Origin of the sequence: Streptomyces sp. XM4193 (genome assembly GCF_023072595.1) — a bacterium.
Lineage (GTDB): Bacteria > Actinomycetota > Actinomycetes > Streptomycetales > Streptomycetaceae > Streptomyces.
Genome location: NZ_JALLGK010000003.1, coordinates 338,941 through 365,264, shown reverse-complemented (window position 1 = coordinate 365,264; position 26,324 = coordinate 338,941). Strand labels below are relative to the sequence as shown.

16 protein-coding genes and 1 tRNA gene are annotated in these 26,324 nt (G+C 72.3%); 9 read left to right on the top strand and 8 right to left on the bottom strand.

Features of this window, described 5'->3' with window-relative positions; genetic code table 11:
* Positions 1 to 648: 648 nt before the first annotated feature.
* From mfd to MTQ01_RS12675, 5 genes are all read right to left on the bottom strand, one after another.
* Positions 649 to 4,185 carry a transcription-repair coupling factor gene (mfd, locus tag MTQ01_RS12695; protein ID WP_247489727.1) on the bottom strand — a complete coding sequence of 1,179 codons (3,537 nt, stop codon included), beginning with the start codon at positions 4,183 to 4,185 and terminating at the stop codon, positions 649 to 651.
* A gap of 212 nt (positions 4,186 to 4,397) precedes the next feature.
* A complete protein-coding gene (locus MTQ01_RS12690; RefSeq protein WP_247489725.1) occupies positions 4,398 to 6,977 on the bottom strand; it encodes an ABC transporter permease in 2,580 nt (859 codons plus the stop codon).
* Positions 6,974 to 7,762 carry an ABC transporter ATP-binding protein gene (locus MTQ01_RS12685; RefSeq protein WP_247489723.1) on the bottom strand — a complete coding sequence of 263 codons (789 nt, stop codon included), beginning with the start codon at positions 7,760 to 7,762 and terminating at the stop codon, positions 6,974 to 6,976. Before MTQ01_RS12685 ends, MTQ01_RS12690 begins: the two co-directional genes overlap by 4 nt.
* Positions 7,763 to 8,468: 706 nt before the next feature.
* Positions 8,469 to 8,540, bottom strand: a tRNA-Gln gene (locus MTQ01_RS12680).
* A gap of 24 nt (positions 8,541 to 8,564) precedes the next feature.
* The gene (locus MTQ01_RS12675) at positions 8,565 to 9,461 is read right to left on the bottom strand and encodes a helix-turn-helix domain-containing protein (RefSeq protein ID WP_247489721.1); all 897 of its coding nucleotides are present in this window, start codon (positions 9,459 to 9,461) and stop codon (positions 8,565 to 8,567) included.
* 174 nt (positions 9,462 to 9,635) lie between these two features.
* Here MTQ01_RS12675 and MTQ01_RS12670 point away from each other — a divergent pair, with 174 nt between their 5' ends.
* Positions 9,636 to 10,982: a sensor histidine kinase gene (locus tag MTQ01_RS12670; protein WP_247489720.1), complete on the top strand. Its 1,347-nt coding sequence runs from the start codon at positions 9,636 to 9,638 to the stop codon at positions 10,980 to 10,982.
* Positions 10,983 to 11,209: 227 nt separating this feature from the next.
* Here MTQ01_RS12670 and MTQ01_RS12665 read toward each other — a convergent pair whose 3' ends face one another.
* A complete protein-coding gene (locus tag MTQ01_RS12665) occupies positions 11,210 to 11,713 on the bottom strand; it encodes an SUKH-3 domain-containing protein (RefSeq protein ID WP_247489718.1) in 504 nt (167 codons plus the stop codon).
* Positions 11,710 to 12,207 (bottom strand): YwqJ-related putative deaminase, encoded by a 498-nt coding sequence (locus tag MTQ01_RS12660; protein WP_247489716.1) that lies wholly within the window; start codon positions 12,205 to 12,207, stop codon positions 11,710 to 11,712. Before MTQ01_RS12660 ends, MTQ01_RS12665 begins: the two co-directional genes overlap by 4 nt.
* Before the next feature lie 468 nt (positions 12,208 to 12,675).
* Between MTQ01_RS12660 and MTQ01_RS12655 the strand changes: the two genes are divergently transcribed.
* The 7 genes from MTQ01_RS12655 (at position 12,676) to pth (ending at position 22,124) form a co-directional block, all read left to right on the top strand.
* Positions 12,676 to 13,653, top strand: a complete 978-nt coding sequence (locus MTQ01_RS12655; RefSeq protein WP_247489713.1) for an SMI1/KNR4 family protein — start codon at positions 12,676 to 12,678, stop codon at positions 13,651 to 13,653.
* Positions 13,654 to 13,659: 6 nt separating this feature from the next.
* On the top strand, positions 13,660 to 16,329 hold the full coding sequence (locus MTQ01_RS12650; RefSeq protein WP_247489711.1) for an SUKH-4 family immunity protein: 2,670 nt from the start codon (positions 13,660 to 13,662) through the stop codon (positions 16,327 to 16,329).
* Between the two features lie 223 nt (positions 16,330 to 16,552).
* A complete protein-coding gene (locus MTQ01_RS12645; protein WP_247489710.1) occupies positions 16,553 to 17,458 on the top strand; it encodes a cellulose-binding protein in 906 nt (301 codons plus the stop codon).
* 320 nt (positions 17,459 to 17,778) lie between these two features.
* Positions 17,779 to 19,245 (top strand): bifunctional UDP-N-acetylglucosamine diphosphorylase/glucosamine-1-phosphate N-acetyltransferase GlmU, encoded by a 1,467-nt coding sequence (gene glmU / locus MTQ01_RS12640; protein ID WP_247489708.1) that lies wholly within the window; start codon positions 17,779 to 17,781, stop codon positions 19,243 to 19,245.
* Between the two features lie 253 nt (positions 19,246 to 19,498).
* Positions 19,499 to 20,479, top strand: a complete 981-nt coding sequence (locus tag MTQ01_RS12635) for a ribose-phosphate diphosphokinase (protein WP_247489706.1) — start codon at positions 19,499 to 19,501, stop codon at positions 20,477 to 20,479.
* A 305-nt stretch (positions 20,480 to 20,784) separates the two neighbouring features.
* Positions 20,785 to 21,372, top strand: coding sequence for a 50S ribosomal protein L25/general stress protein Ctc (locus MTQ01_RS12630; RefSeq protein ID WP_247489704.1), 588 nt, complete (start codon positions 20,785 to 20,787; stop codon positions 21,370 to 21,372).
* Positions 21,373 to 21,527: 155 nt separating this feature from the next.
* Positions 21,528 to 22,124: an aminoacyl-tRNA hydrolase gene (pth, locus tag MTQ01_RS12625; protein ID WP_247489703.1), complete on the top strand. Its 597-nt coding sequence runs from the start codon at positions 21,528 to 21,530 to the stop codon at positions 22,122 to 22,124.
* Between the two features lie 90 nt (positions 22,125 to 22,214).
* Here the strand turns inward: pth and MTQ01_RS12620 are convergent, their stop codons facing one another.
* Complete coding sequence (locus MTQ01_RS12620; protein WP_247490037.1) at positions 22,215 to 22,898, bottom strand: TetR/AcrR family transcriptional regulator; 684 nt, start codon at positions 22,896 to 22,898, stop codon at positions 22,215 to 22,217.
* 408 nt (positions 22,899 to 23,306) lie between these two features.
* Here MTQ01_RS12620 and ppc point away from each other — a divergent pair, with 408 nt between their 5' ends.
* Positions 23,307 to 26,111 (top strand): phosphoenolpyruvate carboxylase, encoded by a 2,805-nt coding sequence (gene ppc / locus MTQ01_RS12615; protein ID WP_247489701.1) that lies wholly within the window; start codon positions 23,307 to 23,309, stop codon positions 26,109 to 26,111.
* The last annotated feature ends 213 nt before the right edge of the window (positions 26,112 to 26,324 follow it).

Below are 26,324 nucleotides of genomic sequence, written 5' to 3'. Positions count from 1 at the left end.
GCCGTGGACGCAGCGGAAGGCGTCCGGGCAGGCACGGGCGCACCCAGCGTGGAACATGCTCGGAATGAGAACCCGTCGAATCCGTCAGCGAAGCGACACGGGCCGACCCGGCCCGACAGCGACACACCTGTGCGGTAAGCGATTGAACGGCGCAATGGATGCGCCCGTGAATTCCCTCATGAAGATCATCCCCCGTGCTCGGCGCAGCCATTGGAGTGCGCCAGATCGTGGAAATGAGCCTAACCGCCATTCCATGGTCGTCAAGGGCGATGCCGCCCCGTCTGACGGTTACTCACACGTACCTCGGCGCAATCGCAGAGCGGAATGGAAACGACCGGTCGGCGTGTCGAAAGTCCGTATTCGGCAAATCACCACGCCAGCGCGTTGCAGACAGTGCCGGGGCGATCACCGGCAAGCAGTTCGCACGCTCGAAAAGTGAGGTGCGTCACTCGTATCTCCACCAGTCGGACACGTCCGGAACACATCGCTGTACAGGCTGGTTTCAGCTGTCATGACCGCGCCCAGCGCGCTGCGGACGGGCACGCCGGCACCCGCCCGACCCGCACCCGGAGCACCCCGCGCCCGTACCCGTGCCCGCCGCCGCCCGCACGCCCGCACGGCCATGCCCGCAGTGCAGGGCACGTACCGCTACGAGTCCACGATCGTCGTCAGGAACTCCCCCACCCAGGCGAGCAGTTCACGGCCGACCAGCGGCTTGGCGCCGATGTTGCCCGGCTTGGGCCGCGGCACCAGCACCTGCTGCCGGTCCGGCTTGATCAGCGCACCCTTGTACACCCGCTTGAGCCTGAGCTCCTGACTCTCGCGCAACTCCACCGGCGAGAACCGGATGTTGGCGCCCTGAAGGGTGATGTCGGTGACGCCGCACGCACGGGCCAGCATCCGCAGCCCCGCGACCAGCAGCAGGTTCTCCACCGGCTCGGGCAACTTGCCGTAGCGGTCGGTCAGTTCCTCCCGCACCGCGGCGATGTCCGCCTCGGAGTTGGCCGAGGCGATCGCCCGGTACGCCTGGAGCCGCAGCCGCTCGCCGGGCGCGTAGTCGTGCGGCACGTGCGCGTCGACCGGCAGCTCGATCTTCACCTCCAGCGGCGGCGTCTCCTCCGCGCCGTCCTCCAACGCCGCCCGGTAGTCGGCCACCGCCTCGCCGACCATGCGGATGTACAGATCGAAACCGACCCCCGCGATGTGGCCCGACTGCTCGCCGCCGAGCAGATTGCCCGCACCCCGGATCTCCAGGTCCTTCATCGCCACGTACATGCCCGCACCCATCTCGGTGTGCTGCGCGATCGTGGCCAGCCGCTCGTGCGCCGTCTCCGTCAGCGGCTTCTCCGGCGGATAGAGGAAGTACGCGTACCCGCGCTCCCGGCCGCGCCCCACCCGGCCGCGCAACTGGTGCAGCTGGGAGAGGCCGAAGTTGTCACCGCGCTCGACGATCAGGGTGTTGGCGTTGGAGATGTCGATGCCCGACTCCACGATCGTCGTGGACACCAGCACATCGAACTTCTTCTCCCAGAAGTCCACCACCACCTGCTCCAGAGCCGACTCCGACATCTGGCCGTGCGCCGTGGCGATCCGCGCCTCCGGGACGATCTGACGCAGCCGCGAGGCCGCCCGGTCGATCGACTCCACCCGGTTGTGGATGTAGAACACCTGGCCCTCGCGCAGAAGTTCACGACGCACCGCCGCGCCGATCTGCTTCTCCTCGTACGGGCCGACGAAGGTCAGCACCGGATGCCGCTCCTCCGGCGGGGTGGTGATCGTCGACATCTCCCGGATGCCGGTGACCGCCATCTCCAGGGTCCGCGGAATCGGCGTCGCGGACATCGTGAGCACATCCACGTTGGCGCGCAGCTTCTTCAGCTGCTCCTTGTGCTCCACACCGAACCGCTGCTCCTCGTCCACGATGACCAGGCCCAGGTCCTTGAACTTCGTCGACGAGGCGAACAGCCGGTGGGTGCCGATCACCACGTCCACCGAGCCCTCCCGCAGCCCGTCCAGCACCGCCTGCGCCTCCGTGTCCGACTGGAACCGCGACAGCGCCTTCACCACCACCGGGAACTGCGCGTACCGCTCGGTGAAGGTGCCGAAGTGCTGCTGCACCAGCAGCGTCGTCGGCACCAGCACCGCGACCTGCTTCCCGTCCTGAACCGCCTTGAAAGCGGCCCGGACCGCGATCTCCGTCTTGCCGTAACCCACATCGCCGCAGATCAGCCGGTCCATCGGAACGGCCTTCTCCATATCGCCCTTGACCTCGCCGATCGTCGTCAGCTGGTCCGGCGTCTCGATGTAGGGGAACGCGTCCTCCAGCTCCCGCTGCCACGGAGTGTCCGCGCCGAAGGTGTGACCGGGCGCAGCCATCCGCGCCGAGTAGAGCTTGATCAGATCCGCGGCGATCTCCTTGACCGCCTTCTTCGCCCGGGCCTTCGTCTTCGCCCAGTCCGCGCCGCCCAACCGGTGCAGCGACGGCGCCTCGCCGCCCACGTACTTGGTGACCTGCTCCAACTGGTCCGTCGGCACGAAGAGCCGGTCGCCCGGCTGGCCGCGCTTGGCCGGCGCGTACTCCACCAGCAGATACTCGCGCGTCGCGCCCTGGACCGTGCGCTGCACCATCTCGACGTACCGGCCCACACCGTGCTGCTCGTGCACGATGAAGTCACCCGGCACCAGCGAGAGCGGGTCGATGCTCTTGCGGCGTCGCGCCGGCATCCGGGCACCCTCGCGGCCCGCCGCCTTCTGCCCGGTCAGATCCGTCTCGGTCAGGACGATCAGTCCCAACTCCGGTGCCACGAAACCCGTTTCGAGCGCGCCGCAGGACACGTGCACCACCGAGGGCACGATCTCCCCCAGCTCCGCCTCCAGCCGGGCCGGCACCCCCTCCCCGCCGAGCACCTCGGCCGTACGGGCCGCCGGACCGTGCCCCTCCGTCAGGAAGACACAGCGCCAGCCCCGCGCCAGCCACTCCTTGGTGTCCGCCAGCGCCCGCGCCGTGTCGCCCCGGTACGCCTCCGCCGCCTTCAACCGCGGCGCGAGCGTGTCCGCCTCCGGCTCGGCCTCCGCGTCGGCGGCGAACGGCGACACCGTCCACCACAGCACACCCAGCTCGCGCGCCCGGTCCCGCACATCCGCGATGCCCCACAACGAGGCGGCGTCCACATCGATCGGCGCCTCGCCGCCGCCCGCCGTCGCCGCCCACGACGCCTGGAGGAACTCCTGGCTCGTCGCGACGAGATCGGCCGCCCGGGTGCGCACCCGCTCCGGATCGCACACCACCGCCATGCTGCCCTGCGGCAACACGTCGAGCAGCAGCTCCATCTCGTCGACCAGCACCGGGGCCAGCGACTCCATCCCCTCCACCGCGATGCCCTCGGCGAGCTTGCCGAGCAGCTCCCCCAGCTCCGGATGCCGCTCCGCCAGCTCGGCCGCCCGCGCCCGCACCTCCCGCGTCAGCAGCAGCTCGCGGCAGGGCGGCGCCCACAACCCGTGCTCCGCCACCTCCAGGGAACGCTGGTCGGCGACCTTGAAGTAGCGGATCTCCTCCACCTCGTCGCCCCAGAACTCCACCCGCAGCGGATGCTCCTCGGTCGGCGGAAAGACGTCCAGGATCCCGCCGCGCACCGCGAACTCGCCCCGCTTCTCCACCAGTTCGACCCGGGAGTACGCCGCCGCCGCGAGACCGTCCACCACCTCCCCGAGGTCCGCGTCGCCGCCCGGGCGCAGCGCCACCGGAACAAGCTCACCGAGACCCTTGACCTGCGGCTGGAGCACCGAGCGCACCGGCGCCACCACCACCGAGACCGGGCCGGTCGCCGGATCGTCCGGACTCGGGTGCGCCAGCCTGCGCAGCACCGCCAGCCGCCGACCGACGGTGTCGCTGCGCGGCGAGAGCCGCTCGTGCGGCAGCGTCTCCCACGAGGGGAACTCCACCACCGAATCCTCCGGCAGCAGCGAACGCAGCGCCGCCGCCAGATCCTCCGACTCCCGCGTGGTCGCCGTGACCGCCAGCACCGTACGGCCCGCGTCGCGCGCCAGCGCCGCCACCGCCAGCGGACGCGTCGCCGCCGGGCCGACCAGATCGACATGGTGCCGGTTGCCGTCCGAAGCGGCCCGTACCGCCTCGGCCAGCGCCTCATCCCGTACGACGGCGTCGAGCAGACCGGACAAACGCATGGAACAACCCCGCTGGTAGCTGGACCGCGAACTGGAGAACGCGAGAAGGCCCGGTTCGTGAAAACCGGGCCTTCCAGCCTACGCCGACCGCGACCGCCCCCGGCACGAGCCGAAGGGCGGTCGCAGCCGGTCACGCGCCGGGGCGCGTGCTCCTCCCCCGAGGTTTCGCCGGTCGGACTTCCGGTCCGGAGCCCGACCGGTGCGCGCCGGACTCAGTCCGTCGCGATCGCGTTCAGCACGTTCATCCGACCGGCCCGGAACGCCGGCACCAGCGCCGCCACCAGACCCACCAGCGCGGCCCCCAGGAACACCGTCCCGATGGTCGGCCAGGGCACGTCCAGCACCTGGAGCCCCTCCAGCACCAGCAGCTTCTGCGCCGCCACACCCCAGGCCATCCCCAGGCCGATGCCCAGCAGCGCACCGAAGAGCGCGATCACCACCGACTCCAGCCGGATCATCCGCCGCAGCTGCCGCCGCGAGAGACCGATCGCCCGCATCAGCCCGATCTCCCGGGTCCGCTCCACCACCGACAGCGCCAGGGTGTTCACCACACCGAGAATCGCCACGATGATCGCCAGCGCCAGCAGCCCGTAGACCATGTTCAGCAGCTGCCCGACCTGGTCCTTGAGCAGCGCCTTGAAGTCGGCCTGGTCACGCACCGTGTACTGCGGGTACTCCTTCATCGCCGCCTTCAGCGCGGCGTACGCCTCGTCGGCCTCGCCGTCCTTCGCCTTCGCCAGCAGCATCATGTTCAGCGGCATCCGGTCCTTCGGCACGAAACTCTCCGCCGTCGAGATGCCCATGAACGCCACCCCGGAGTCGAGATTCGCCTCCTTGGAGGAGATCCCGCGAACCGTCAGCTCCTCACCGGCCCCCGCGTACGTGACGGTGATCCGGTCGCCGACCGACAGCCCGTGCTTCTCGGCGAACAGCTCGTCCACCGCCACACCGCCCTCGGCGAACGCCTCCGCCATGTCGCCCTCGGCCATCTTCGTCCGCACGTCCTCGGCGTAGCTGGGAGAGACCGCCGAGGCGTTGTGGTCGACCTTCTCGCCGTCCGGAAGCGTGATCTTCACCGGATCCAGCGCCCGGTACTCCGTCACGTGCTCCAGGTGCGGGGTGCCGCGCAGCCGCTCGGTCGCCGCCGGCGTGAACGTCGCCCCACCGAACCCCTGGCCCTCCATGATGAAGTCCGCGCCGACCGTGCGGTCCAGCTCGTCGGTGGCCGAGGCCACCAGCGAGGAGCCGACCACCGAAAGCGCCGCGACCAGCGCCAGACCGATCATCAGCGCCGCACCCGTGGCCCCCGTGCGCCGCGGATTGCGCAACGCGTTCCGCTCCGCGAGGCGGCCCACCGGCCCCCACACGCGCAGCACCGCCACGCTCAGCACCCGCACCACCAACGAGGCCAGCAGCGGCCCCACCAGCACAAAGCCGACCAGCGAGAAGAAGACGCCGAGCGCCAGCAGGAGCGAACCCCCGCCCGCGTCGCCCGAAGCGGCCGCCGCGACGAGACCCGCCGCACCCGCGGCCGTCAGCAACCCGCCGAAGACCGCCCGCAGCCGACTCGACCGCGCCTCCGCCGGCATCCCCACGTCCCGCAGCGCAGCCATCGGCGAGATACGGCCCGCCCGCCGCGCCGGCAGATACGCCGACACCAGCGTCACCAGCACACCCAGAGCCACACCGACCACCGGTGTCACCCAGGTGACCGTCAGATCACCGGTGCTGAGGTTCATGCCGGCCATGCCCATCAGCTTCATCAGGCCGACCGCCAGCCCCACGCCCGCGAGCACACCCACCACCGAACCGAGAACCCCCAGCAGCAGCGCCTCGATCAGCACCGACCGGTTCACCTGCCGACGACTCGAACCGATCGCCCGCATCAGACCCAGCTCACGCGTCCGCTGCGCCACCAGCATCGAGAAGGTGTTGACGATCAGGAAGATCCCCACCAGCACCGAGATCCCGGCGAAGCCCAGCAGCGCGTACTTCATCACGTCCAGAAAGCCCAGGTCGGCCTTCTCCGCCTCGGCCGTCTCCGCCTGCGTGCGCACGGTGTAGCCCTCGCCCGCCGCGAGCGCCTCGGAGACGTTCTTCTTCAGCAGCCCGTCGGTCACCCCGTCCGCCGACAGCACCGCGACACCGGTGAACACCCCCTGGCCGCCGAGCAGTTGACGCTGCACCGTGGCGGTGTCGTAGAACAGCACGGCCGCACCGGGGTTGGTCGACTCGAACTTCGCGATGCCCACGACCTCCGACTCGAACTCGCCCGGCGCCGCGATGGTCCGCAGCCGGTCGCCGACGGCGAGGCCGTGCTTGTCGGCCGTGTCCGCGTCCACCATCACCTCGGTGGGCCCGCGCGGCGGGTGCCCCTCGGTGACGGCCATCGACCGCTTGTCCAGCTCGGTCCAGTTGGAGGCGACCGTCGGGGCGCCGGTGTCCGGACTGATGCTCTCGTTGTCGGCGTCCACCACGGTGACCGCCATCGTCGAGGCCAGACCGAAGACGCTCTGCGCGCCCTGGACCTCGGACAGGTCCTTCACCAGGGAGGCGGGGACGGTTGCCGGGACCCCCGTACCCGACTGCTCGCCGCCCTCCTCCTGCTCGGGAGTGACCGTGACATTGGCGGCGGTGTCGCCGAGCAGCTTGTCGAAGGTGGTGTTCATCGTGTCGGTGAACACCAACGTGCCGCAGACGAAGGCCACCGAGAGGACCACCGCGAAACCGGAGAGGACCATGCGGCCCTTGTGCGCGAAGAAGTTCCGCAGCGAGGTGCGCAGGACGGTCATGACACCCGCCCGAAGGTGTCGAACGCCTTCATGCGGTCCAGCACGGTCTCGGCCGTCGGGCGCCACATCTCGTCCACGATCCGGCCGTCGGCCAGGTACAGCACCCGGTCCGCGTACGAGGCGGCCACCGGGTCGTGCGTCACCATCACGATCGTCTGCGACAGCTCGTCGACCGAACGCCGCAGGAAGCCCAGCACCTCCGCGCCCGCCCGCGAGTCCAGGTTCCCGGTCGGCTCGTCGCCGAAGATGATGTCCGGCCGGGACGCCAACGCCCGTGCCACCGCGACACGTTGCTGCTGACCGCCGGAGAGCTGCGCCGGCCGGTGGCGCAGCCGGCCGCCCAGCCCGACGGTCTGCACCACCTGGTCCAGCCACGCCCGGTCCGGCTTCACACCGGCGATGTCCATCGGCAGCGTGATGTTCTCCGCCGCGGTCAGAGTGGGAAGCAGATTGAACGCCTGGAAGATGAAGCCGATGTGGTCGCGCCGAAGACGCGTCAGCTTCTTGTCCTTCAGAGAGGTGATCTCCGTACCGCCGACCCAGATCTGCCCCGAACTGACCGAGTCGAGCCCGGCCAGGCAGTGCATCAGGGTCGACTTGCCCGAGCCGGACGGGCCCATGATCGCGGTGAAGGCGCCGCGGGCGATGTCGACGTCCACCCGGTCGAGCGCCACCACCCTGGTCTCGCCCGAGCCGTACGCCTTCACGAGCTGCCGGGCTCGCGCCGCAACCGCCGTGCTATCTCCGCCGCCCCCGGTCAGGGGATTCGCTACAGCCGTTGTCACGGTGACTCCTTGGTAGACGGAAGTTGTGTCGATCGGAAGGTCCGCCCCGACATCCGGTGGTTCCGGCCTCGGACTTCCGCAGGCGCGCCTCGTCGGGGCGGCCCCGGTCGTGGGGAATCCGGAGGGGAACCGATGCGTCCCCCGGTTCGTTCGAACGGACGGCTACGAGACTTCCGCAGTGGCGGTGCCCGGACCATGGGGAGAGGCACCGTCTTCGCGGTGGGGCCAGCACCACCGCGTTCGTGGTGGCCGCACCCCGTTGCAGCCATCTCCGACGTTAGGCAGAGCGGGCGCGCGGCTCGTCGTGCACCAGGACGAGAGCGTCCCCACACCTCCCCTGTGGCCTCCCCTAAGGGAGCAGCGCCCGGACACCCTGAGTCAGCCGCTCGCACACGGCGCTCCCCGCCGCCGAACAGCCGGGCAGAGGCGGGGAGTTGAGGCAGACGGACATCAGGGGCGGCGCGGTGGCACGAGCGCGGCGGCCCCGGGCACGGCGGGCGACTCCCGGGCACGGCGCGGGCATGCGGCGGTACGGCGGTACGGCGGTACGGCGGTACGGCGGTACGGCGGTACGGCGGTACGGCGGTACGGCGGTACGGCGGTACGGCGGTACGGCGGTACGGCGGTACGGCGGTACGGCGGTACGGCGGTACGGCGGGGAACGACAGAAGGCCCGGTCGGTTGACGACCGGGCCTTGCCCAAGAGCTCCGCTGCCAGGACTCGAACCCGGACTTACTGGACCAAAACCAGCAGTGCTGCCGATTACACCACAGCGGATAGCAATTCAGGCCAATCGGGCATTCAGCTCGATCCCGAGTTGGCTGCCCCCACTATGCCGCACCACCAGCCCTCGATGCGACGGTAAAGATCGGCTGATTTCAGCACAGTCACGACGAAACAACCCCGATAGTTCTCCCCCGTGTTGCCCCGACCGGTCTTCGGGTTGTGCCGTTTGAGGGTCGTGGGAGCCAGCCGCGACACCGCGACGCCGACCTCCTCGGCCCAGTAACGCTCGGCCGCCGCCACATCCGCACGCTCGTGGATCATCAGACGGAAGGTGAGCCGTTCCCTCTCCACGCCCAGCAGATCGAGCCACCGCAGAAAGAGCGCGATCATTCCCGGATCGCTGTTGACGAAGCGCACCCGCTCACTCGGCCGGTGCGGTTTGCTCTTCGCGCCTTCGGCCCAGTACAGGCCGACACCCACCAGGAACAGCTCACGGTCGCTCAACAGCCCCACCTCGGCCGCCGATTCGACCCTGACACGTTCGCGTTCCCGCGCCCGCTCGGCTCGGTGCGGGCCCCAGCGCGCCTCGCTCATCCGCCGCAGCCGCTCCGGCGGGGTCGGCGGCTTGGGAAGATCGCGCACCCACAGCGAGACGGAGCTCTTGGAGACTCCCAGCGCCGCAGTGATCTCGTCGTACGTCCTGCCCTGCGCGCGGAGTCCGCGGGCGCGGGCGCGGAGTTCGTCCTTGGCGTTGGGGCGCCTGCTCCCCACCGGGGGCGGCTCGCCCGCGAGCAGCGCGGTGAGCGTCGAATTGCCGGGGACGCCCAGTCGGTCGCGGATCTCGCGGCGGCTGAACCCGGCGCGGCGCAGGGCGACGGCCCGGGCGCGAAGCTCCCCGTCCGCGCCTGCGGAATGGTCGGATCCCGTGTCGGTTTCGGGGTGCCCGCCGAAGGTGCGAGACGTGGGAATCATGACCCCACAGTGGCGCGGAAGCGTGTTGTCGGGAATCGAATGCCCGCTCGCTTCACCGTTACGGGCGAGGAATGCCGAATTCCACTTCAGGTTGAAGAGTGAACAGATTTTCCCCTCCGTACATCAGTGCGGGCCGCGCGAAATCCGGTTGCCCGCCGCCGTAGGCTGACCCGTATGAGCGAGACGGGGGACGAGGTCCGCACCCGCACCGCGGAGGGTGCGTCCGGCCTGCTGTGGTGGGACCGGCGGCGCAGCGCCGTGCTGGATGTCACGCTCGCCCTGCTGTCGATGGTCGAATGCGCTTTCGAGGGCCGGGCATTCGCGGGCGAGGCCGATATCCCGGTGGCCGCGGGCATCGCGCTCGGCCTGGTGGTCGGCAGCACTCTGGTGCTGCGGCGGCGTTTCCCGATCGCGGTGGTGCTGATCACGATCGCGATCATTCCGGCCGAAATGGGCTTTCTGCTCTCTCTGGTGGGCCTCTACACCCTGGCCGCCTCCGATGTGCCGAGGCGGATCATCGCGCTGTTGACGGGAATGCAGCTCGTCGGCGGTCTGATCGTGGTCTACCTGGACCTGCGCAGTGATGTCGGTCCACAGCTGTCGAGCGACTGGTTCGTCTTCTTCGCGGCGGCCACTCTGACGCTCTCCACCGTCGTGCCGCCCGCGCTGCTCGGAATGTACGTCGGCGCGCGGCGGCGGCTGGTGGAAGCGCTGCGGGAGCGGACCGACGGCCTGGAGCGCGAGTTGCTGCTGCTCGCCGAGCGCGCGGAGGAGCGCGCCGAGTGGGCGCGGGGCGAGGAACGGGCGCGCATCGCACGGGAGATGCACGATGTGGTGGCCCACCGGGTGAGCCTGATGGTGGTGCACGCCGCGGCGCTCCAGGCGGTTGCGCTGAAGGACCCAGAGAAGGCGTCGCGCAACGCGGCGCTGGTGGGCGACATGGGCCGGCAGGCGCTGACCGAACTGCGCACGATGCTCGGGGTGCTGCGTTCGGCGGACGGGCTGTCGGCGGTCGGCGCCACCGCCGCGACACCGGCCGCGGCGGAGCGGCCGTTGGCGAAGGTGGCGGAGTACGCCGCGGCGGCGGCCCAGCGCGAGTCGACCGCGGCGGCGGGCCCGCGGCTGGGCGAACTGGAGCAGCTGGTGGAGCAGTCCCGGGCGGCGGGCATGCGGGTGGAGCTCTCGGTCGAGGGCGAGGTGTGCGGTTTCGCGGCGGTCGTGGAGCAGACCGCGTTCCGGGTGGTGCAGGAGGCGCTGACCAATGTCCACAAGCACGCCGGCGGCGCGCGCACGCGGGTGCGGTTGGCGTACCGCGGGACGGAGGTGGCGGTGCAGGTGGAGAACGAGTCGCCGGTCTCGGCTGCCGATTCGGGGCTTCCGAGCGGCGGCAACGGGCTGTTGGGGATGAAGGAGCGGGTGACGGCGCTGGGCGGCGGTTTCGTCTCGGGGCCGACGGACAGCGGCGGTTTCCGCGTCTCCGCGGTGATCCCGGACGTGACGGACGCCGGTACGGACGCGTAGGGGGCGGGCGGGCAGCAGTACCGGCGCGCCGGAGCACGGTCCGCGTACGGGTGGGCGCGGGGACACCGGGCTTCGAACCGGGCGCTCGCCGGGCGGCCGGGCACGCCCCGCCGAGCGCCGGGCTGGAGGCCGGGCGCGCCGGGCAGGTCGGGCGCGCCGGGCACGCCCCGCCCCGCCGGGCAGGTCGGGCGCGCCGGTCCGGAGCGGCGGGTCGGGGCGGGGCGGGGTCAGACGGTCTCGGCGAGGGTGAGTCGGGCCGGGCGCACGCCGTCCACCAGGGTGGTGAGCGCGGTCTCGATGTCCGCGCCGAGGTAGTAGTCGCCGCTGTGGTCGAGGCTGTAGACGCGTCCGTCGATGTCCATGGCGAGCAGTGCGGTGCCGTGGGTGGCGGGGTGTTCGCCGCGTTCCGCCCCGAGCGGCGCGATCTCGGTGTCGAGCGCGCGGCCGAGTTCGGTGAGGGTGCGGGCCCAGTAGAGGCCGTGAGCGGGGTCGACGACGAAGGGGGTCGGCGCGATCTGGCGGCCGGGTGCGGTGGGGACGAGCAGGAGCCCGCCGAACTCGGCCCAGGCTTCGACGGCGGCGGGGAAGAGGGCGTGCCGGTGGCCTCCGGGCGAGGTGTGGGCGCGCAGGGTGTCGGCCCAGATCTCGGCCTGGCGCATGTCGCGGCGGCCCGGCTGCCAGCCGGCGGCGCGCAGTGCCGCGTCGGCGGCGACGGAGAAGCGTGTGGTCATGTCGCGGTGGATGGGTCGACGGCGCGTACGCCGAAGTGGTCGAGGAGTGCGCTGCAGGAGCGGCACGGTGGAGCGTAGCTGCCGTGGAGCGGGTCGCCCTCCTCGCGGAGGTGGCGCGTGGTGAGTCGGGCGCCCTTGAGTGCGCGGCGGGCTTCGGCGGGGGTGAGGGGTTTGCGGGCGGCGCGCCGGCTGCGGGCCTCGTCGGCGGCGGTGAGGCAGCGGGTGAGCAGCAGCGCCTCGGGGCAGCGGCCGGCGTGGCGGGTGCGGTCGGCTGGGTCGAGTCCGTCGAGTACCTCCTGCACCAACGGGTGGTGCGCGGGCGGGAGTTCGGACCGGCTCGCGGTGCTGGTGAGGGTCTCGCCGTCGGTGGTGAGTGCGGAGGCGGTGGTGGGCAGGATTCCGTCGCGGCGGTGGTGCAGGGTGGGGGCCGGTCTGAAGGTGTCGGTCCTGCCCCAGCTGATGCGGGGGTCCCCGGTGTGCTCGGCGACGTGCATGGAGCGGTGCCTCCTGTGGTGCCCGCGGACGGTGTGGTGTGCGGGCCGTGCTGGTTTCGTCCGGTGCTGCTTGGTGTGCGTGGGGTGCGAAGCGTGCGGTGCGTGTCGGGCGTGGTGCGTGTCGGGTGTAGTGCGTGTCGGGCGTGGTGCGTGCGGTGCGTGTTGGCCGCGGTGCGGGTGCCGGTGGTGCGCGGTGGCGCGGGGTGGTGTGCGCCCGGCTCCGGTGGACGATCCCGTGTGACGGAAGTGGCCCGTGGTGCGGTCAAGTCGATCCGACTGTGCCAAAGCTTCGGACTTTTTCGTAGTCGGGCGCGGTACCGCCCTTGTACCGCTTCGGTGACAGGGGAGGGCCGCGGAGTGGCAGGGTAGGCGGTGAAGGCCGCGAAGGTGGAGAAGCGGGCCCACGCCTTAGGCTGTTCGGGACAGCTGTGCCCACCTCGGGGCAGCCGTATCCACCAGGGAGTCCGCATGACGACAGGTCGGCTCGGGCAGCATCCTGCCGCGCCGCCGAACGGGACCTACGCCGGCCAGCTCGTGCGGTTTCCCGACCCCGTGAGAGCCGCCCGGTACGACCAGGGTGTGCGGGTGGACGCGGCCGGGTCCCCGGTGTTCTCCCCGTACGCGCGCGCGGCGGCGGAGGTGGCGGAGCCGCCCGAGGGTTTCGGGGTGGACGAGCTGCGGCTGACGGACTACGTGTCGGCGAACGCCGCGCTGCACGCCTCCGGGCACGAGTTGTGGCGCGGTCTGCCGTCGGTGGCCACTCCGCACGGCTTCTCCTGGCACCACGTGCTGGGCAGCCGTCGGTTGGAGTTGGTGCCGGCCGAGGTGAAGGCGCTGCTGCGGCACCACGCGGGGCTGGCGACCGCGGTGGTGGACCACACCAAGCGGGGCACCCGGCCGCTGGAGGCGACCCGGCCGGTGCGGTTCGAGGTGCCGCGGGAGCCCGCGGTGCCGGAGGAACGCGTCGTGCACGCCGAGGAGTTGCTCGGCTACCGGCTGCCGGGCGCCTACCGGTCCTTCCTCAAGGCGGCCGGCGGGCACGCTCCCGCCGGAGTGGCGCTCGACCCCGAGCTGGGGATGCTGCTGGACCAGCCGTTCTTCACGGTGCGCGAGGAGTCGGCGGTGGACGACCTGGTGTACATCAACAAGTGCCTGCGCGATCACCTGACGAAGGACTACCTCGGGGTGGCCTTCGTACAGGGCGGTGTGCTGGCGGTGAAGGTGCGCGGCGAGGGCATCGGCTCGGTGTGGTTCAGTCCGTACGACGACGCGCGCGACCGGGACGGGGTGCCGATGCCGGAGCGGATGGCGGAGCTGCTGCTGCCGTGCGGCGCGGACTTCGACGCGTTCCTGCTGCGGCTCGCGGGCAATCCCCCGGAGCTGGAGACCGTGGCCGACCTGATGGTGGACGGCGGCTTCGCCCGCGCCGTCCCGGTGGAGGGGTGAGGGCTGATGGTGACACTCGCACAGGCGCGCGAGCGCGCCGAGCACTGGGTCAACGGCGGTGTGCCGGCGTACCAGCACCGTGAGGTGCAGGTGCTGGAGTTCGATCTCGGCTACGTGGTGTGGGCGCAGGACCGGGCGGACGGTCCGACCTCCGACGGCGGTGCGGCACGGCTGGTGATCGCGCGGGACAGCGGCGATACGACGCTGTGGCCGGCGCTGCCGCCGGAGGAGGTGGTGCGGCGGTACGAGGAGTCCTACGGTTCCGGGGCCGCCGCGCCTCCGGCGCCCGAGCCGCCGAAGCGGGTGGATCTGGAGTCGACGTCCTTCCTGCTGTCGCCGCCGGACTGGTTGCAGGAGGCCGCGGACCGGATGGGCGTCCCCGACAACCGCACGGGTACGCGCAGCCCGGCCGGCTCGTCCACGCCCGCGGGCGCCGACTCCGGTACGGGTGCCGGTTCCGGTACGGGCGCCGACTCCGGTGCGGGCACGGGCGGTTGGGGCAGCGGGCCGGTCCTGTCGACGCCCCCGCCGTCCGCCGGCCCCGCGCCCGCGACACCGCCGCCGTCGATGCCGCCTGCCGCGCCCCCGCCCGCCACACCTCCGCCCGCCGCGCCGCAGTCCGCGCCCGCGACGCCGCCGCCCGCCGCCTGGTCCTCGCCGTCCTCCGGCGCGGTCTCCTGGGCGGACACCTCCGATTCGGGTTCGGGCCCCTCGGTCGCGCCGCCGGCGACGGTCTTCGCGCCGCCGATCAGCGGCAGCGACCAGGACGAGGACGAGGGCGGGCAGACCGCCGACGGCCGGTACAGCACCGAGGCCAAGACACAACTGCTGCCGGACGGCAGCGGCTTGCCGGTGACCCGGCTGTCACCCGCGTACAAGCGGTCCGACGCGCCGGACCAGCCGTCTCAGCCCGCTCCGCAGGCGCCACCGGCCGAGTCCCCGCAGGCTGCCCCGGCGCCGGGGCCGGCCGACTCCGGCGAGCCCCCGGCGGGTTCGGGTGCTTCCGACAGCGGACCGGGCGGGGTGCACCACGCGGCGACGATGCTCGCCGACCCCGGGATGATGGCCGGCGGCACACCCCCGCCCGCACCGCCCGCCCCTTCCGCAACGGGCGACGCGGCGGACATGGCGGACATACCGACCAGCGGTGCGCCGCGTCCGGCGCCCCCGGCGCCCGGACGCACGGCGCGGCCGTCGCGCGGGGCGGGCGGACGCTCCGTGCCGCCCCCGCCCAGCGCTCCGGGCACCCCGGGCGCCCGGCCGGCGGCGGGCAGCCCGTCCGGCGCGCCGGGCGCAGCCGCGGCCGGAAAGGCGTACGAGCCCACGCAGTTGGTGTCCGCCGACGAGGTGGCGAGCCAGGGCGGGCAGGGGCTCCAGCCCGGCCAGGGCACCGCTCCCCCGCCCGCCGACCCCTCGTCCGGCGGTTCGGGCGGGGTGCACCACGCGGCGACGATGCTCGCCGATCCGGGTGCGACCGGTGGCCCGCAGCCGCCGTCGCCGCCCAACTCCCCCGGTGCGCCGGGTGGTTCGGGCGGCGTCCACCACGCCGCGACGATGCTCGCCGGACCGACCGGACCTGCCGGACCGACCGGCCCCGCCGGGCCCCCGCAGGGACACGGCCAGCACGGGCAGCACGTACAGCACGGGCAGTCCGGCCACCACCCGCAGCCGCCCCAGGGCGGCTACCAGCCGCAGGCGGGGCAGCCGCTCGTCGGCCCCGGGTACATGGCGGTGCTCACCTACCGCGCTCCGGACGGCAGCGAGCAGAAGCTCATCCGTCGAGCGGCGCCCGGGCTGCCGCACCCCGAGTGGCAGATCATGCAGGAGCTGCGCGGGATGAACATTCCGCCGGAGCAGGTCCTGGAGCTGCACACCGAGCTGGAGTGCTGCGACCTGCCCGGTGGCTACTGCGCGCGCATGGTCAAGGAGGCCTGGCCCCAGGTGCGGATCTCGCACACCGCTCCGTACGGGCGCGACCACGCCTCCCGGCAGCAGGGCATGCGTCATCTGGTCGAGCACCAGGGCGAGTTGCACCAGGTGGCGGACGCGCCCGCTCGGCACGCGCCGGTGCGGGCTGCGCTGATGCCGGTGCAGCAGGCACCGCCGATTCCGCTGGACGGAATCGGGCACGAGTTGGGCCAGGCGTTCGGGCAGGGGATGTTCCGCTTCGACCAGATGGCGGTCTCCCGGCAGGGCGTGCCGGACGTGGTGGCGCAGACGCTGATGTGGTCCGGACTGCCGCTGGAGGTGCCGCCGTTCTTCTGGGCGCAGGCGCAGCCGGGGCGGCCGATACCGACGTTGGCGGAGCTGGCGCAGGAGCGCGGCGTGCAGCCGGGCTCGGACGCGGGTTCGTACTTGGTGATGGGCAACGACTACGGGCGCCAGATCTGTGTGCAGTACGGCACGGCGCACATCGTGGCGGTGCCGCTGGAGGGCTCGCCGGACGGACAGCCGGCGACGCCGCAGTTCGTCAACACGGGCCTGCCGGAGTTCGCTCGTTCGTTGGCGATGCTGGGCCGGATGTGGCCGCTTCGGTACGGGCTCACACCGGACCAGGCGGGCCGCTGGACGGTGGACTTCCAGCAGCAGTTGGCGGCTCTGGACCCGGCGGCGCTGGGTTCCACCGAGACCTGGTGGTCGGTCATCCTCGAACAGCTGTGGGACGGCCTGCTGTAGGCGCGCACGCCGCGGCTCCACCGCTAACTCCACTGCGCCGCACCCCGGTTGCCGCCGAGACACACCCGCGGCGACCGGGGTGCCGTACGTGTTCGGGGGCCGCTGATGCCCCATCCTTGGAGACCGGTTAGGCCGTACTGTCACGCTATGGGCGAATCGCACCCTCTGTGGGTTCTGCCCTGTTGCGGGGAGGCGGCGCAGTCGTCCAGGTGAGGGGCTCGCATTGGCTTCGGATCAGTCTCCGCACGGGTTCTCGGTGGTACGCGGCCGTGGTTACCGGCCCGCGCAGGTCGACGAGCGGGTGGCGGCGCTGGAGCGGGAGTGCGCGGAACTGCGGGAGCAGGAGGGCCGACTCGCGGTGCTGGCGCGGGAGTTGACGGAGGAGACCGAACGTCTGCGCGGCGCGGTGGCGACCCTGCCCGAGCCGACCTTCGAAGCGCTCGGCGGGCGCGCGCGGGCGCTGCTGCGCGAGGCGGAGGCCGAGGCGGCCGGGATCGCGCGGGCGGCGGCGGCCGACGCGGCGGAGCAGCGGGCGGCGGCGCGCGAGGACGGGCAGTCCCGGTGCACCCGGGCGGAGGAGGCCGCCGAGTGCCGGCGGGCGCAGGCCCGGGCTCGGGCGAAGGACGCGGTGCGGCAGGCCCGGGCGGCGGCCCGGGAGGCGCTGGCCGTGACGCGGGCGGACGCGGCGGAGACCGAGGAGTCGGGACGGGCGCGGGTGGCGGAGGCGCGCCGCCGGGGCGCGGCGCTGCTGGCCAACCAGCAGCGCGAGCACCGCGAGCGCTGGGAGGCCCTCGTCCGGGAGTTGTCGCGCCGGGAGGTGGAGGGGCAGGCACATGTCTCGGCCCTCACCGAACGCGGCGAACGGGCCTGGGCCGCGGCCCGGCGCGCGTACGCGGAGGCCGAGGAGAGCGCCCGGCACCAGCGCGAGGACGCCGAGGCCCGGGCCGCCGAGGTGCTGACCGAGGCGGCGGCCCGGGCCGAGCTGGTACGGGCCGAGGTGGAGCGTTCGCAGCGCCGCAGCACCGAACGCCGTGCCGAGCTGAACGGCCATCTGCGGTCCGTGCAGGGGATGTTGGCCGAGCTCTCCGGCCGTCCGGCCCGCCGAACGGTCGGCGCCGACCACCGCTGAGCGCGCTCCCCCGGTCGACCGGCCCACCGACCGGCCCCCGCAGCGCCGCCGACCGCGCGCCGCCGCGCCACCGGTTCGCGCCGGCACCGCACGCCCCGGTTCGCGCCCCACCGCACGCCCCGCTCGTACCCCGGCCGACGTGGCGCCGATGCGCGCCGCACGCCTCCTCGCGTCCCGCGTCCCCCGCGGCGGGCGGGCGGTGCGCGGCGCCCCGCGCACCGGCCGTGCGGCGGCGCGCACCGGTGCAGGCCAGCGCCGGGCGGGGCGGGTTCGGCCGGTATCCTGCGGGTGACATTCACCCGAAGCCGAAGGGCATCCCTGTGAGCGCCAAACGCCCCGCAGCCGTCGTCGTCCTCGCCGCGGGTGAGGGGACCCGTATGCGGTCGACGAAGCCGAAGGTCCTGCACGAGATCTGCGGTCTCTCCCTCGTCGGCCATGTGGTCGCCGCCTCCCGCGAACTGGACCCCGAGCACCTGGTGGTGGTCGTCGGTCACGCCCGGGAGGAGGTCTCCGCACACCTGGGCGCGCTGGACGGCGAGGTGCGCACGGCCGTTCAGGACCAGCAGAACGGCACGGGGCACGCGGTGCGGATGGGGCTGGAGGCGCTGGCCGCCGAGGGGGTGCGCCCGCGCGGGACGCTCGTCGTCGTGTGCGGTGACACCCCGCTGCTCACCGGCGCCACGCTGCGTTCGCTCGCCGAGACCCACGAGAGCGAGGGCAACGCGGTGACGGTGCTCTCCGCGGAGGTGCCGGACGCCACCGGCTACGGGCGCATCGTCCGCGCCGAGGACGGCAGCGTCACGGCGATCGTCGAGCACAAGGACGCCGACCGGGCGCAGTTGGCGATCCGCGAGATCAACTCCGGGGTGTTCGCCTTCGACGCGGAGCTGCTGGGCGACGCCCTGGGCAGCGTGAGCACGGACAACAGCCAGGGCGAGGAGTACCTCACCGACGTGCTCGGCATCCTGCGCGAGGCCGGGCACCGGGTGGGGGCCTCGACGGCGGGCGACCACCGGGAGATCGCCGGCATCAACAACCGGGTCCAGCTGGCGCAGGCGCGCAGGCTGCTCAACGACCGCCTGCTGGAGGCGGCGATGCTCGCCGGCGTGACCGTGGTCGACCCCGCGAGCACCTGGATCGACGTGCGGGTCACCGTCGAGCCGGACGCGGTCGTCCACCCGGGCACCCAACTCCTGGGCCGCACCCACCTGTCGGCCGGCTGCGAGGTCGGACCGAACACGAGGCTGACGGACACCGAGGTCGGCGAGGGTGCGACGGTGGTCAACACCGTCGCGGTGCAGAGCCGGGTCGGCGCCGGAGCGGGAGTGGGTCCGTACGCCTATCTGCGCCCGGGCACCTCGCTGGGGCCGGGGGCGAAGGCCGGGACGTACGTGGAGATGAAGAACGCCACGATCGGCGAGGGCACCAAGGTGCCGCATCTGAGCTACGTGGGCGACGCGACGATCGGCGACCACACCAACATCGGTGCGGCGAGCGTCTTCGTGAACTACGACGGCGAGGCCAAGCACCACACCACGATCGGATCGCACTGCAAGACCGGCTCGGACAACATGTTCGTGGCTCCCGTCTCGGTCGGCGACGGCGCGTACACCGCGGCGGGTTCGGTCATCACCCGGGACGTGCCCGCCGGTTCGCTGGCGGTGGCGCGCGGCCAGCAGCGGAACATCGAGGGCTGGGTCGCGCGCAAGCGTCCCGGCAGTGCGGCGGCGCAGGCGGCCGAGTCGGCCCGGGAGCAGGGCGGTTCGGACGGCGTTCGGCAGTCCTGACGGTGCGGTGCGGGCCGGGTCGCACAGCGGGCACACGCCCCTGTGCGGCCCGGCCCGAGTGCGGAGGCGGGCGGGTGCACGGACCTCTGTCGCACGGCCGCCGTTCGCACAAGTGCCCTGATCACGCGGGCCGTCAACCTGATCGGACAGTTGCGAGAGTCACTGTCCCGAGCAGCCATTGCGCCCCCTGGCGCGGCGACCGAGGGCGTACGGTGAGAAGCGCACACTCAGCAGAACTCAAGGAGACGGTGCAGTGACCGGGATCAAGACGACCAGCGAGAAGAAGCTGATGCTCTTCTCCGGCCGCGCCCACCCGAAGCTCGCGGAGGAGGTCGCCCAGGAGCTCGGGGTGGACCTGGTCCCCACGAAGGCGATCGACTTCGCCAACGGCGAGATCTACGTGCGTTTCAAGGAGTCGGTGCGCGGCGCCGACTGCTTTCTGATCCAGAGCCACACCGCTCCGATCAACAAGTGGATCATGGAGCAGCTGATCATGATCGACGCCCTCAAGCGGGCGTCGGCGCGCAGCATCTCCGTCGTCATCCCCTTCTACGGCTACGCCCGCCAGGACAAGAAGCACCGCGGACGCGAGCCCATCTCCGCCCGGTTGATGGCCGATCTGCTGAAGACGGCCGGCGCCGACCGCGTGGTGAGCGTGGACCTCCACGCCGACCAGGTCCAGGGCTACTTCGACGGGCCCGTCGACCACCTCTTCGCACTGCCGGTGCTGACCCAGTACATCGGTGAGCGCGTGGACCGCGAGAAGCTGACCATCGTCTCCCCGGACGCCGGCCGTGTGCGTGTCGCCGACCGCTGGGCCGACAAGCTCGGCGCCCCGCTGGCGATCGTGCACAAGCGCCGCGACCCGGACGTGGCGAACCAGGTGACCGTCCACGAGGTCGTGGGCAACGTCAAGGACCGGGTGTGCGTGCTGGTCGACGACATGGTGGACACCGGCGGCACCATCTGCGCCGCGGCCGACGCCCTGTACGCCAACGGCGCCGAGGAGGTCGTGGTCACCGCGACGCACGGCATCCTCTCCCACCCCGCGCCCGACCGGCTGAAGAACTCCAAGGTCAGCGAGTTCGTCTTCACCAACACCCTGCCCACTCCCGAGGAGTTGGACATCGACAAGATCACCGTGCTGTCGATGGCGCCGACCATCGCCCGCGCGGTGCGCGAGGTGTTCGAGGACGGGTCGGTCACCAGCCTCTTCGAGGAGGAGGAGCGCTGAGCGCCCCTTCTTCCGCGAGTACCGCCGCGAGCAGCACCGCCGTCGCGCGACAGCCGCGCACAGGCACCACCGACCGGGGTCGGGACGTTCGGGAGACCGAGCGGACCGGCCCCGTTCGCTTGCCCCGGGGCCGGATTGGGTGTACTGGGCGGCGGCGGGTACGATGCGAGACGTTGCTCGGCGAGGGATGCCGGTCCCGCGGACACCGCGGACGGCGATCCGTTATCGACGCGCTCTTCGCAGCAAGGTCTGTCGTGGGCCGGGTGACGCCGCAGGTCCTTCGACAAGACACGAGGAGCGTTCCCATGGCTGACGCGAAGATCAAGGCCACCGTCCGCAGCGAGTTCGGCAAGGGCTCCGCCCGCCGTCTGCGCCGTGCCGAGCTGGTCCCCGGCGTGATCTACGGTCACGGCACCGACCCGATGCACGTCGCCATCCCCAGCTACGACCTGATGATGGCCCTCAAGACCTCCAACGCCCTGATCTCCCTGGACATCGAGGGCAAGCAGGAGCTGGTCATCCCCAAGGCGATCCAGCGCGAGGCCATCCGCGGCTTCCTGGTCCACATCGACCTCCTCCTGGTGAAGAAGGGCGAGAAGGTCAACGTCGAGGTCCCGGTCCACGCCGAGGGCGACCTGGGCCCCGGCCAGCACCTGCTCGAGCACGTGCTCAGCGCGCTGCCGGTGATCGCCGAGGCGACCCACATCCCCGACGGCATCACCGTCTCCGTCGAGGGCCTGGTCGCCGGCGACAGCATCCAGGCGAAGGACATCAAGCTGCCCAAGGGCACCGAGCTGGACGTCGAGGACGAGACCGTCGTCCTGCAGGTCCTGGCCGCGCAGGCCGAGGAGCCGGCTGCCGAGACCGACGAGTCCGAGGCTGCCGCGGAGTAGTTCCGCGCCCGGGCCCCGCGCGACCGCAGACTGGTCGCGCGGGGCTCTTCGTCCGCGGCGGTGCCCCTCCGACGGCGCCGCCGGAGCGCGGAGCAGCCGCCGCCCCGCGGACGCGTACACCCTTCACTTCCGCAACCCCATCGGGAGCACACGCGATGAGCGAGACGTCCACCGGTCCCTGGCTCGTCGCGGGGCTCGGCAACCCCGGCCCGCAGTACGCGGGCAACCGGCACAACGTCGGCTTCATGGTCGCCGACCTGCTCGCCGAGCGGATGGGCGGCGCCTTCAAATCGCACAAGGCCTCCCGTTCGCAGGTGTTGGAGGGCCGCATCGGCACGCCGGGCGTGGACAGCACACGGGTGGTGCTCGCCAAACCGATGTCCTTCATGAACGTCTCCGGCGGCCCGGTCGCCTCGCTGCTGGACTTCTACAAGGTGGACCTGTCCCGACTGGTCGTGGTGCACGACGAGTTGGACATCCCGTACGGCACGCTGCGGCTGAAGAAGAGCGGCGGCGACAACGGGCACAACGGTTTGCGCTCGCTCACCAAGACCCTCGGCCCCGACTACCACCGCGCCCGGTTCGGCGTCGGCCGGCCGCCCGGCCGGATGGCGGTCGCCGACTACGTGCTCAAGGACTTCTCGGGCGCCGAGCGCAAGGAGCTGGAGTACCTGGTCGACCGTACGGCGGACGCGGTGGAGACGCTGCTCACCGCCGGCCTCGAACGGGCCCAGAGCACCTACAACTCCTGAGCGGCAGCGGGCCAGGCGCCCCCGCCCGCGCGTGCGGCACACGTACCTGCCCCGCCGCGCACCCGCCACGCGACGCCGCCCGCGCGGGGCTCATGCCTTGCGGTGGCCGATCAGCCTCGGTTTGGGCTCCAGCCCGTCCAGCCCGTGCCAGGCGAGGTTGACCAGATGCGCGGCGACCTCGGCCTTCTTGGGCTTGCGCACGTTGAGCCACCACTGGCCGGTCAGCGCCACCATGCCCACCAGCGCCTGCGCGTACAGCGGCGCGAGCTTCGCGTCGAAGCCGCGCGCCTTGAACTCCAGACCGAGGATGTCCTCGACCTGGGTGGCGATATCGCTGATCAGCGAGGCGAAGTTGCCGGTGGTCTGGGTCACGGGCGAGTCCCGCACCAGGATCCGGAAACCGTCCGTGTGCTGCTCGATGTAGTCCAGCAGTGCGAACGCCGCCTGCTCCAGCAGCTCCCGCGGATGGCCGGCCGTCAGCCCCTCGGTCACCATGTCCAGGAGCTGCCGCATCTCCCGGTCGACCACGACCGCGTAGAGGCCCTCCTTGCCGCCGAAGTGCTCGTACACCACCGGCTTGGAGACCCCGGCCTTGGCCGCGATCTCCTCGACCGAGGTGCCCTCGAAGCCGCGTTCGGAGAAGAGGACCCGGCCGATGTCCAGCAGTTGTTCTCGCCGCTCCTTGCCGGTCATGCGCCTTCTGGCGCGCCGCGAGGAGGTCTTGGTCATGTCGGTGCTGCCGCTTCCTCTGTCGTCACTCGCCACAGGTCTCATCATGCCGTCTGCCGGTACGTGGTCCCAGCCGGTTTCCCCCGCCGTCCGGACACCGGGCCGCCGCGCCGCCTCCGGGACGGTCCACCGGCTTCGGTCGCGGGGCGGCTCGACGGGCAGGTCATAGGGCCCGGGGACGTGTCGTGGCGGCGCGGGCGGGTACCGCCTGATGGACTGCCGGGGTGTCCGCGGGACGCGCCGCCTATCCTTGGGACCTTGGGGCGTCGGACAGCGCGGTCCGCGACCTGCCACAAGCGAACGAAGCGACCCGTGGCGCCCGGTGGAGGTACCGGGAGGCGCGTTCCGGGGTACGCCGGGCGGCACTTTCCGGCGTACGGCCCGCAGCGCACCTCCGACGGCCGGCCGCGCGGGTGCCGTTGAGCCGTCGATATGCGCAAGGAGCCGCACCCCATGAGCAGTGCCGACCGCACGCAGAGCTTCCCCGACCCGCGCGATCGAGAGCACACAGACCCGGCGGACGGTCCGGAGAACCCGGAGACCGTCGAGGACACCACCGCGCTGCGCGCGGACATCCGCAGACTCGGCGATCTGCTCGGCGAGACACTCGTACGGCAGGAGGGACCCGAGCTGCTGGAGCTCGTCGAGCGCGTACGGGCGTTGACGCGCAGCGACGGCGAGGCGGCGGCGGCCCTGCTGGGCGAGACCGACCTGGAGACGGCGGCCAAGCTGGTCCGCGCGTTCTCCGTCTACTTCCATCTGGCGAACGTCACCGAGCAGGTGCACCGCGGCCGCGAGCTGCGCGAGCGCCGGGCGACCGAGGGCGGGCAGCTGGCCCGTACCGCGGACATGCTCAAGGACGCCGACCCCGCGCATCTGCGGCAGACGGCCAACAACCTCGGCGTACGGCCGGTGTTCACCGCCCACCCGACCGAGGCGGCGCGCCGCTCGGTCCTGACCAAGCTGCGCAAGGTCGCCGAGCTGCTGGAGGGCGCGGGCACTCCGGGCGCGGCCGACAGCCGCCGCACCGATCTGCGCCTCGCCGAGAACATCGACCTGATCTGGCAGACCGACGAGCTGCGGGTGGCCCGCCCGGAGCCCGCCGACGAGGCGCGCAACGCGGTGTACTACCTCAGCGAGCTGCACCGCGGCGCCGTCGGCGACCTGCTGGAGGACCTGGCCGACGAACTGGAGCGCGCCGGGGCCCCGTTGCCGCCCGACGCCCGCCCGCTGACCTTCGGCACCTGGATCGGCGGCGACCGCGACGGCAACCCGAACGTCACCCCGCAGGTCACCTGGGACGTGCTGATCCTCCAGCACGAGCACGGCATCACCCAGGCGCTGGCCCACATCGACCAGCTGCGCGGAGCGCTGTCCAACTCGATCCGCAACTGCGGCGCCACCCAGGAGTTGCTGGACTCCCTCCAGACCGACCTCGACCGGCTCCCGGAGATCACCCCGCGCTACAAGCGGCTGAACGCCGAGGAGCCCTACCGGCTCAAGGTCACCTGCATCCGGCAGAAGCTCCTCAACACCCGCACCCGCCTCGCCAAGGACGGTCCGCACGTGCCGGGCCGCGACTACCTGGGCACCGGACAGCTGCTCGCCGACCTCACCCTCGTCCAGGAGTCGCTGCGCGCACACCGGGGCGGGCTGGTCGCCGACGGACGGCTGGCGCGGGTGCTGCGCACCATCGCCGCCTTCGGCATCCAGCTGGCCACCATGGACGTGCGGGAGCACGCCGACGCCCACCACCACGCCCTCGGCCAGCTCTTCGACCGGCTGGGCGAGGAGTCCTGGCGCTACGAGGACATGCCGCGCGACTACCGACACCGGCTGCTGGCCAAGGAGTTGCGCTCGCGCCGCCCGCTGGCACCGACCCCGGCGCCGCTGGACGAGGCGGGCGCCAAGACGCTCGGCGTCTTCGGCACCGTCCGCAGGGCGCTGGACACCTTCGGGCCCGAGGTCATCGAGTCGTACATCATCTCGATGTGCCAGGGCGCGGACGATGTGCTGGCGGCGCTGGTGCTGGCGCGCGAGGCCGGTCTGGTCGACCTGCACGCCGGCTGGGCACGGATCGGCATCGTTCCGCTGCTGGAGACGACCGACGAGTTGAAGATCGCGGACGAGCTGCTGGACGCGATGCTCTCCGATCCCTCCTACCGCAAGCTGGTCTCGCTGCGCGGCGACCTCCAGGAGGTCATGCTCGGCTACTCCGACTCCTCCAAGTTCGGCGGCATCACCACCTCGCAGTGGGAGATCCACCGCGCCCAGCGCAGGCTGCGCGACGTGGCGCACCGGCACGGGGTGAGGCTGCGGCTCTTCCACGGCCGCGGCGGCACCGTCGGACGCGGCGGCGGGCCGACGCACGACGCGATCCTGGCGCAGCCGTACGGCACGCTGGACGGCGAGATCAAGGTGACCGAGCAGGGCGAGGTCATCTCGGACAAGTACCTGGTGCCCTCGCTGGCCCGGGAGAACCTGGAGCTGACCGTCTCGGCGACGCTTCGGGCCTCCGCGCTGCACACCGAGCCGCGCCAGTCCGACGAGGCGCTCGCCCGCTGGGACGCGGCGATGGACACCGTCTCGGACGCCGCTCACGCCGCGTACCGCAGGCTGGTGGAGGACCCGGACCTGCCGGCGTACTTCTTCGCCTCCACCCCGGTCGGCCAGCTCGCCGAACTGCACCTGGGTTCGCGGCCGTCCCGGCGTCCGGACAGCGGCGCCGGGCTCGACGGGCTGCGGGCGATCCCCTGGGTGTTCGGCTGGACCCAGTCGCGGCAGATCGTGCCGGGCTGGTTCGGCGTCGGCAGCGGGCTGAAGGCGGCCAGGGAGGCCGGGCTGGACAGTGTGCTGGGCGAGGCGCAGGAGCACTGGCACTTCTTCCGCAACTTCCTGTCCAACGTGGAGATGACGCTCGCCAAGACCGATCTGCGGATCGCGCGCCACTACGTCGACACCCTGGTTCCGGGCGAGCTCCGGCACATCTTCGAGGCCATCGAGGCCGAGCACGAGCTGACGGTGCGCGAGGTGCTGCGGATCACCGGCGAGAGCGAACTCCTGGAGTCCAACCCGGTGTTGCGGCAGACGCTGCGGATCAGGGACGCCTATCTGGACCCGATCTCCTACCTCCAGGTCGCGCTGCTGCACCGGCAGCGACTGGAGGAGGACCGCGGTGACGAGCCGGACCCGCTGCTCTCCCGGGCGCTGCTGCTGACCGTCAACGGCGTCGCGGCGGGGCTTCGCAACACCGGCTGACCGCAGGGCAGTTCGCCGCGCGCGGGCCGTTCGCGGCCGTCCCCCGGGGCGGCGCGGGCGGCCCGCGCCGCGCGGCGGGCACGGGGCGCGCGGCCCGCGAGCGGCGGAGCAGGCCCGTACGCGGGCGCGTGGCACGTACGGGCGCACAGGGCGCGTATGCCGGCACGGGACGCGTATGCGGGCACGGGGGCGCGTATGCCGGCACGGCGCGCG

Coding starts and splice junctions, on each gene's coding strand:
- pth (WP_247489703.1), top strand. CDS start 21,528: ATGAGCGAGACGTCCACCGGTCCCTGGCTCGTCGCGGGGCTCGGCAAC.
- MTQ01_RS12690 (WP_247489725.1), bottom strand. CDS start 6,977: ATGACCGTCCTGCGCACCTCGCTGCGGAACTTCTTCGCGCACAAGGGC.
- MTQ01_RS12675 (WP_247489721.1), bottom strand. CDS start 9,461: ATGATTCCCACGTCTCGCACCTTCGGCGGGCACCCCGAAACCGACACG.
- ppc (WP_247489701.1), top strand. CDS start 23,307: ATGAGCAGTGCCGACCGCACGCAGAGCTTCCCCGACCCGCGCGATCGA.
- MTQ01_RS12670 (WP_247489720.1), top strand. CDS start 9,636: ATGAGCGAGACGGGGGACGAGGTCCGCACCCGCACCGCGGAGGGTGCG.
- MTQ01_RS12630 (WP_247489704.1), top strand. CDS start 20,785: ATGGCTGACGCGAAGATCAAGGCCACCGTCCGCAGCGAGTTCGGCAAG.
- MTQ01_RS12660 (WP_247489716.1), bottom strand. CDS start 12,207: ATGCACGTCGCCGAGCACACCGGGGACCCCCGCATCAGCTGGGGCAGG.
- MTQ01_RS12650 (WP_247489711.1), top strand. CDS start 13,660: ATGGTGACACTCGCACAGGCGCGCGAGCGCGCCGAGCACTGGGTCAAC.
- MTQ01_RS12655 (WP_247489713.1), top strand. CDS start 12,676: ATGACGACAGGTCGGCTCGGGCAGCATCCTGCCGCGCCGCCGAACGGG.
- MTQ01_RS12665 (WP_247489718.1), bottom strand. CDS start 11,713: ATGACCACACGCTTCTCCGTCGCCGCCGACGCGGCACTGCGCGCCGCC.
- mfd (WP_247489727.1), bottom strand. CDS start 4,185: ATGCGTTTGTCCGGTCTGCTCGACGCCGTCGTACGGGATGAGGCGCTG.
- MTQ01_RS12620 (WP_247490037.1), bottom strand. CDS start 22,898: ATGAGACCTGTGGCGAGTGACGACAGAGGAAGCGGCAGCACCGACATG.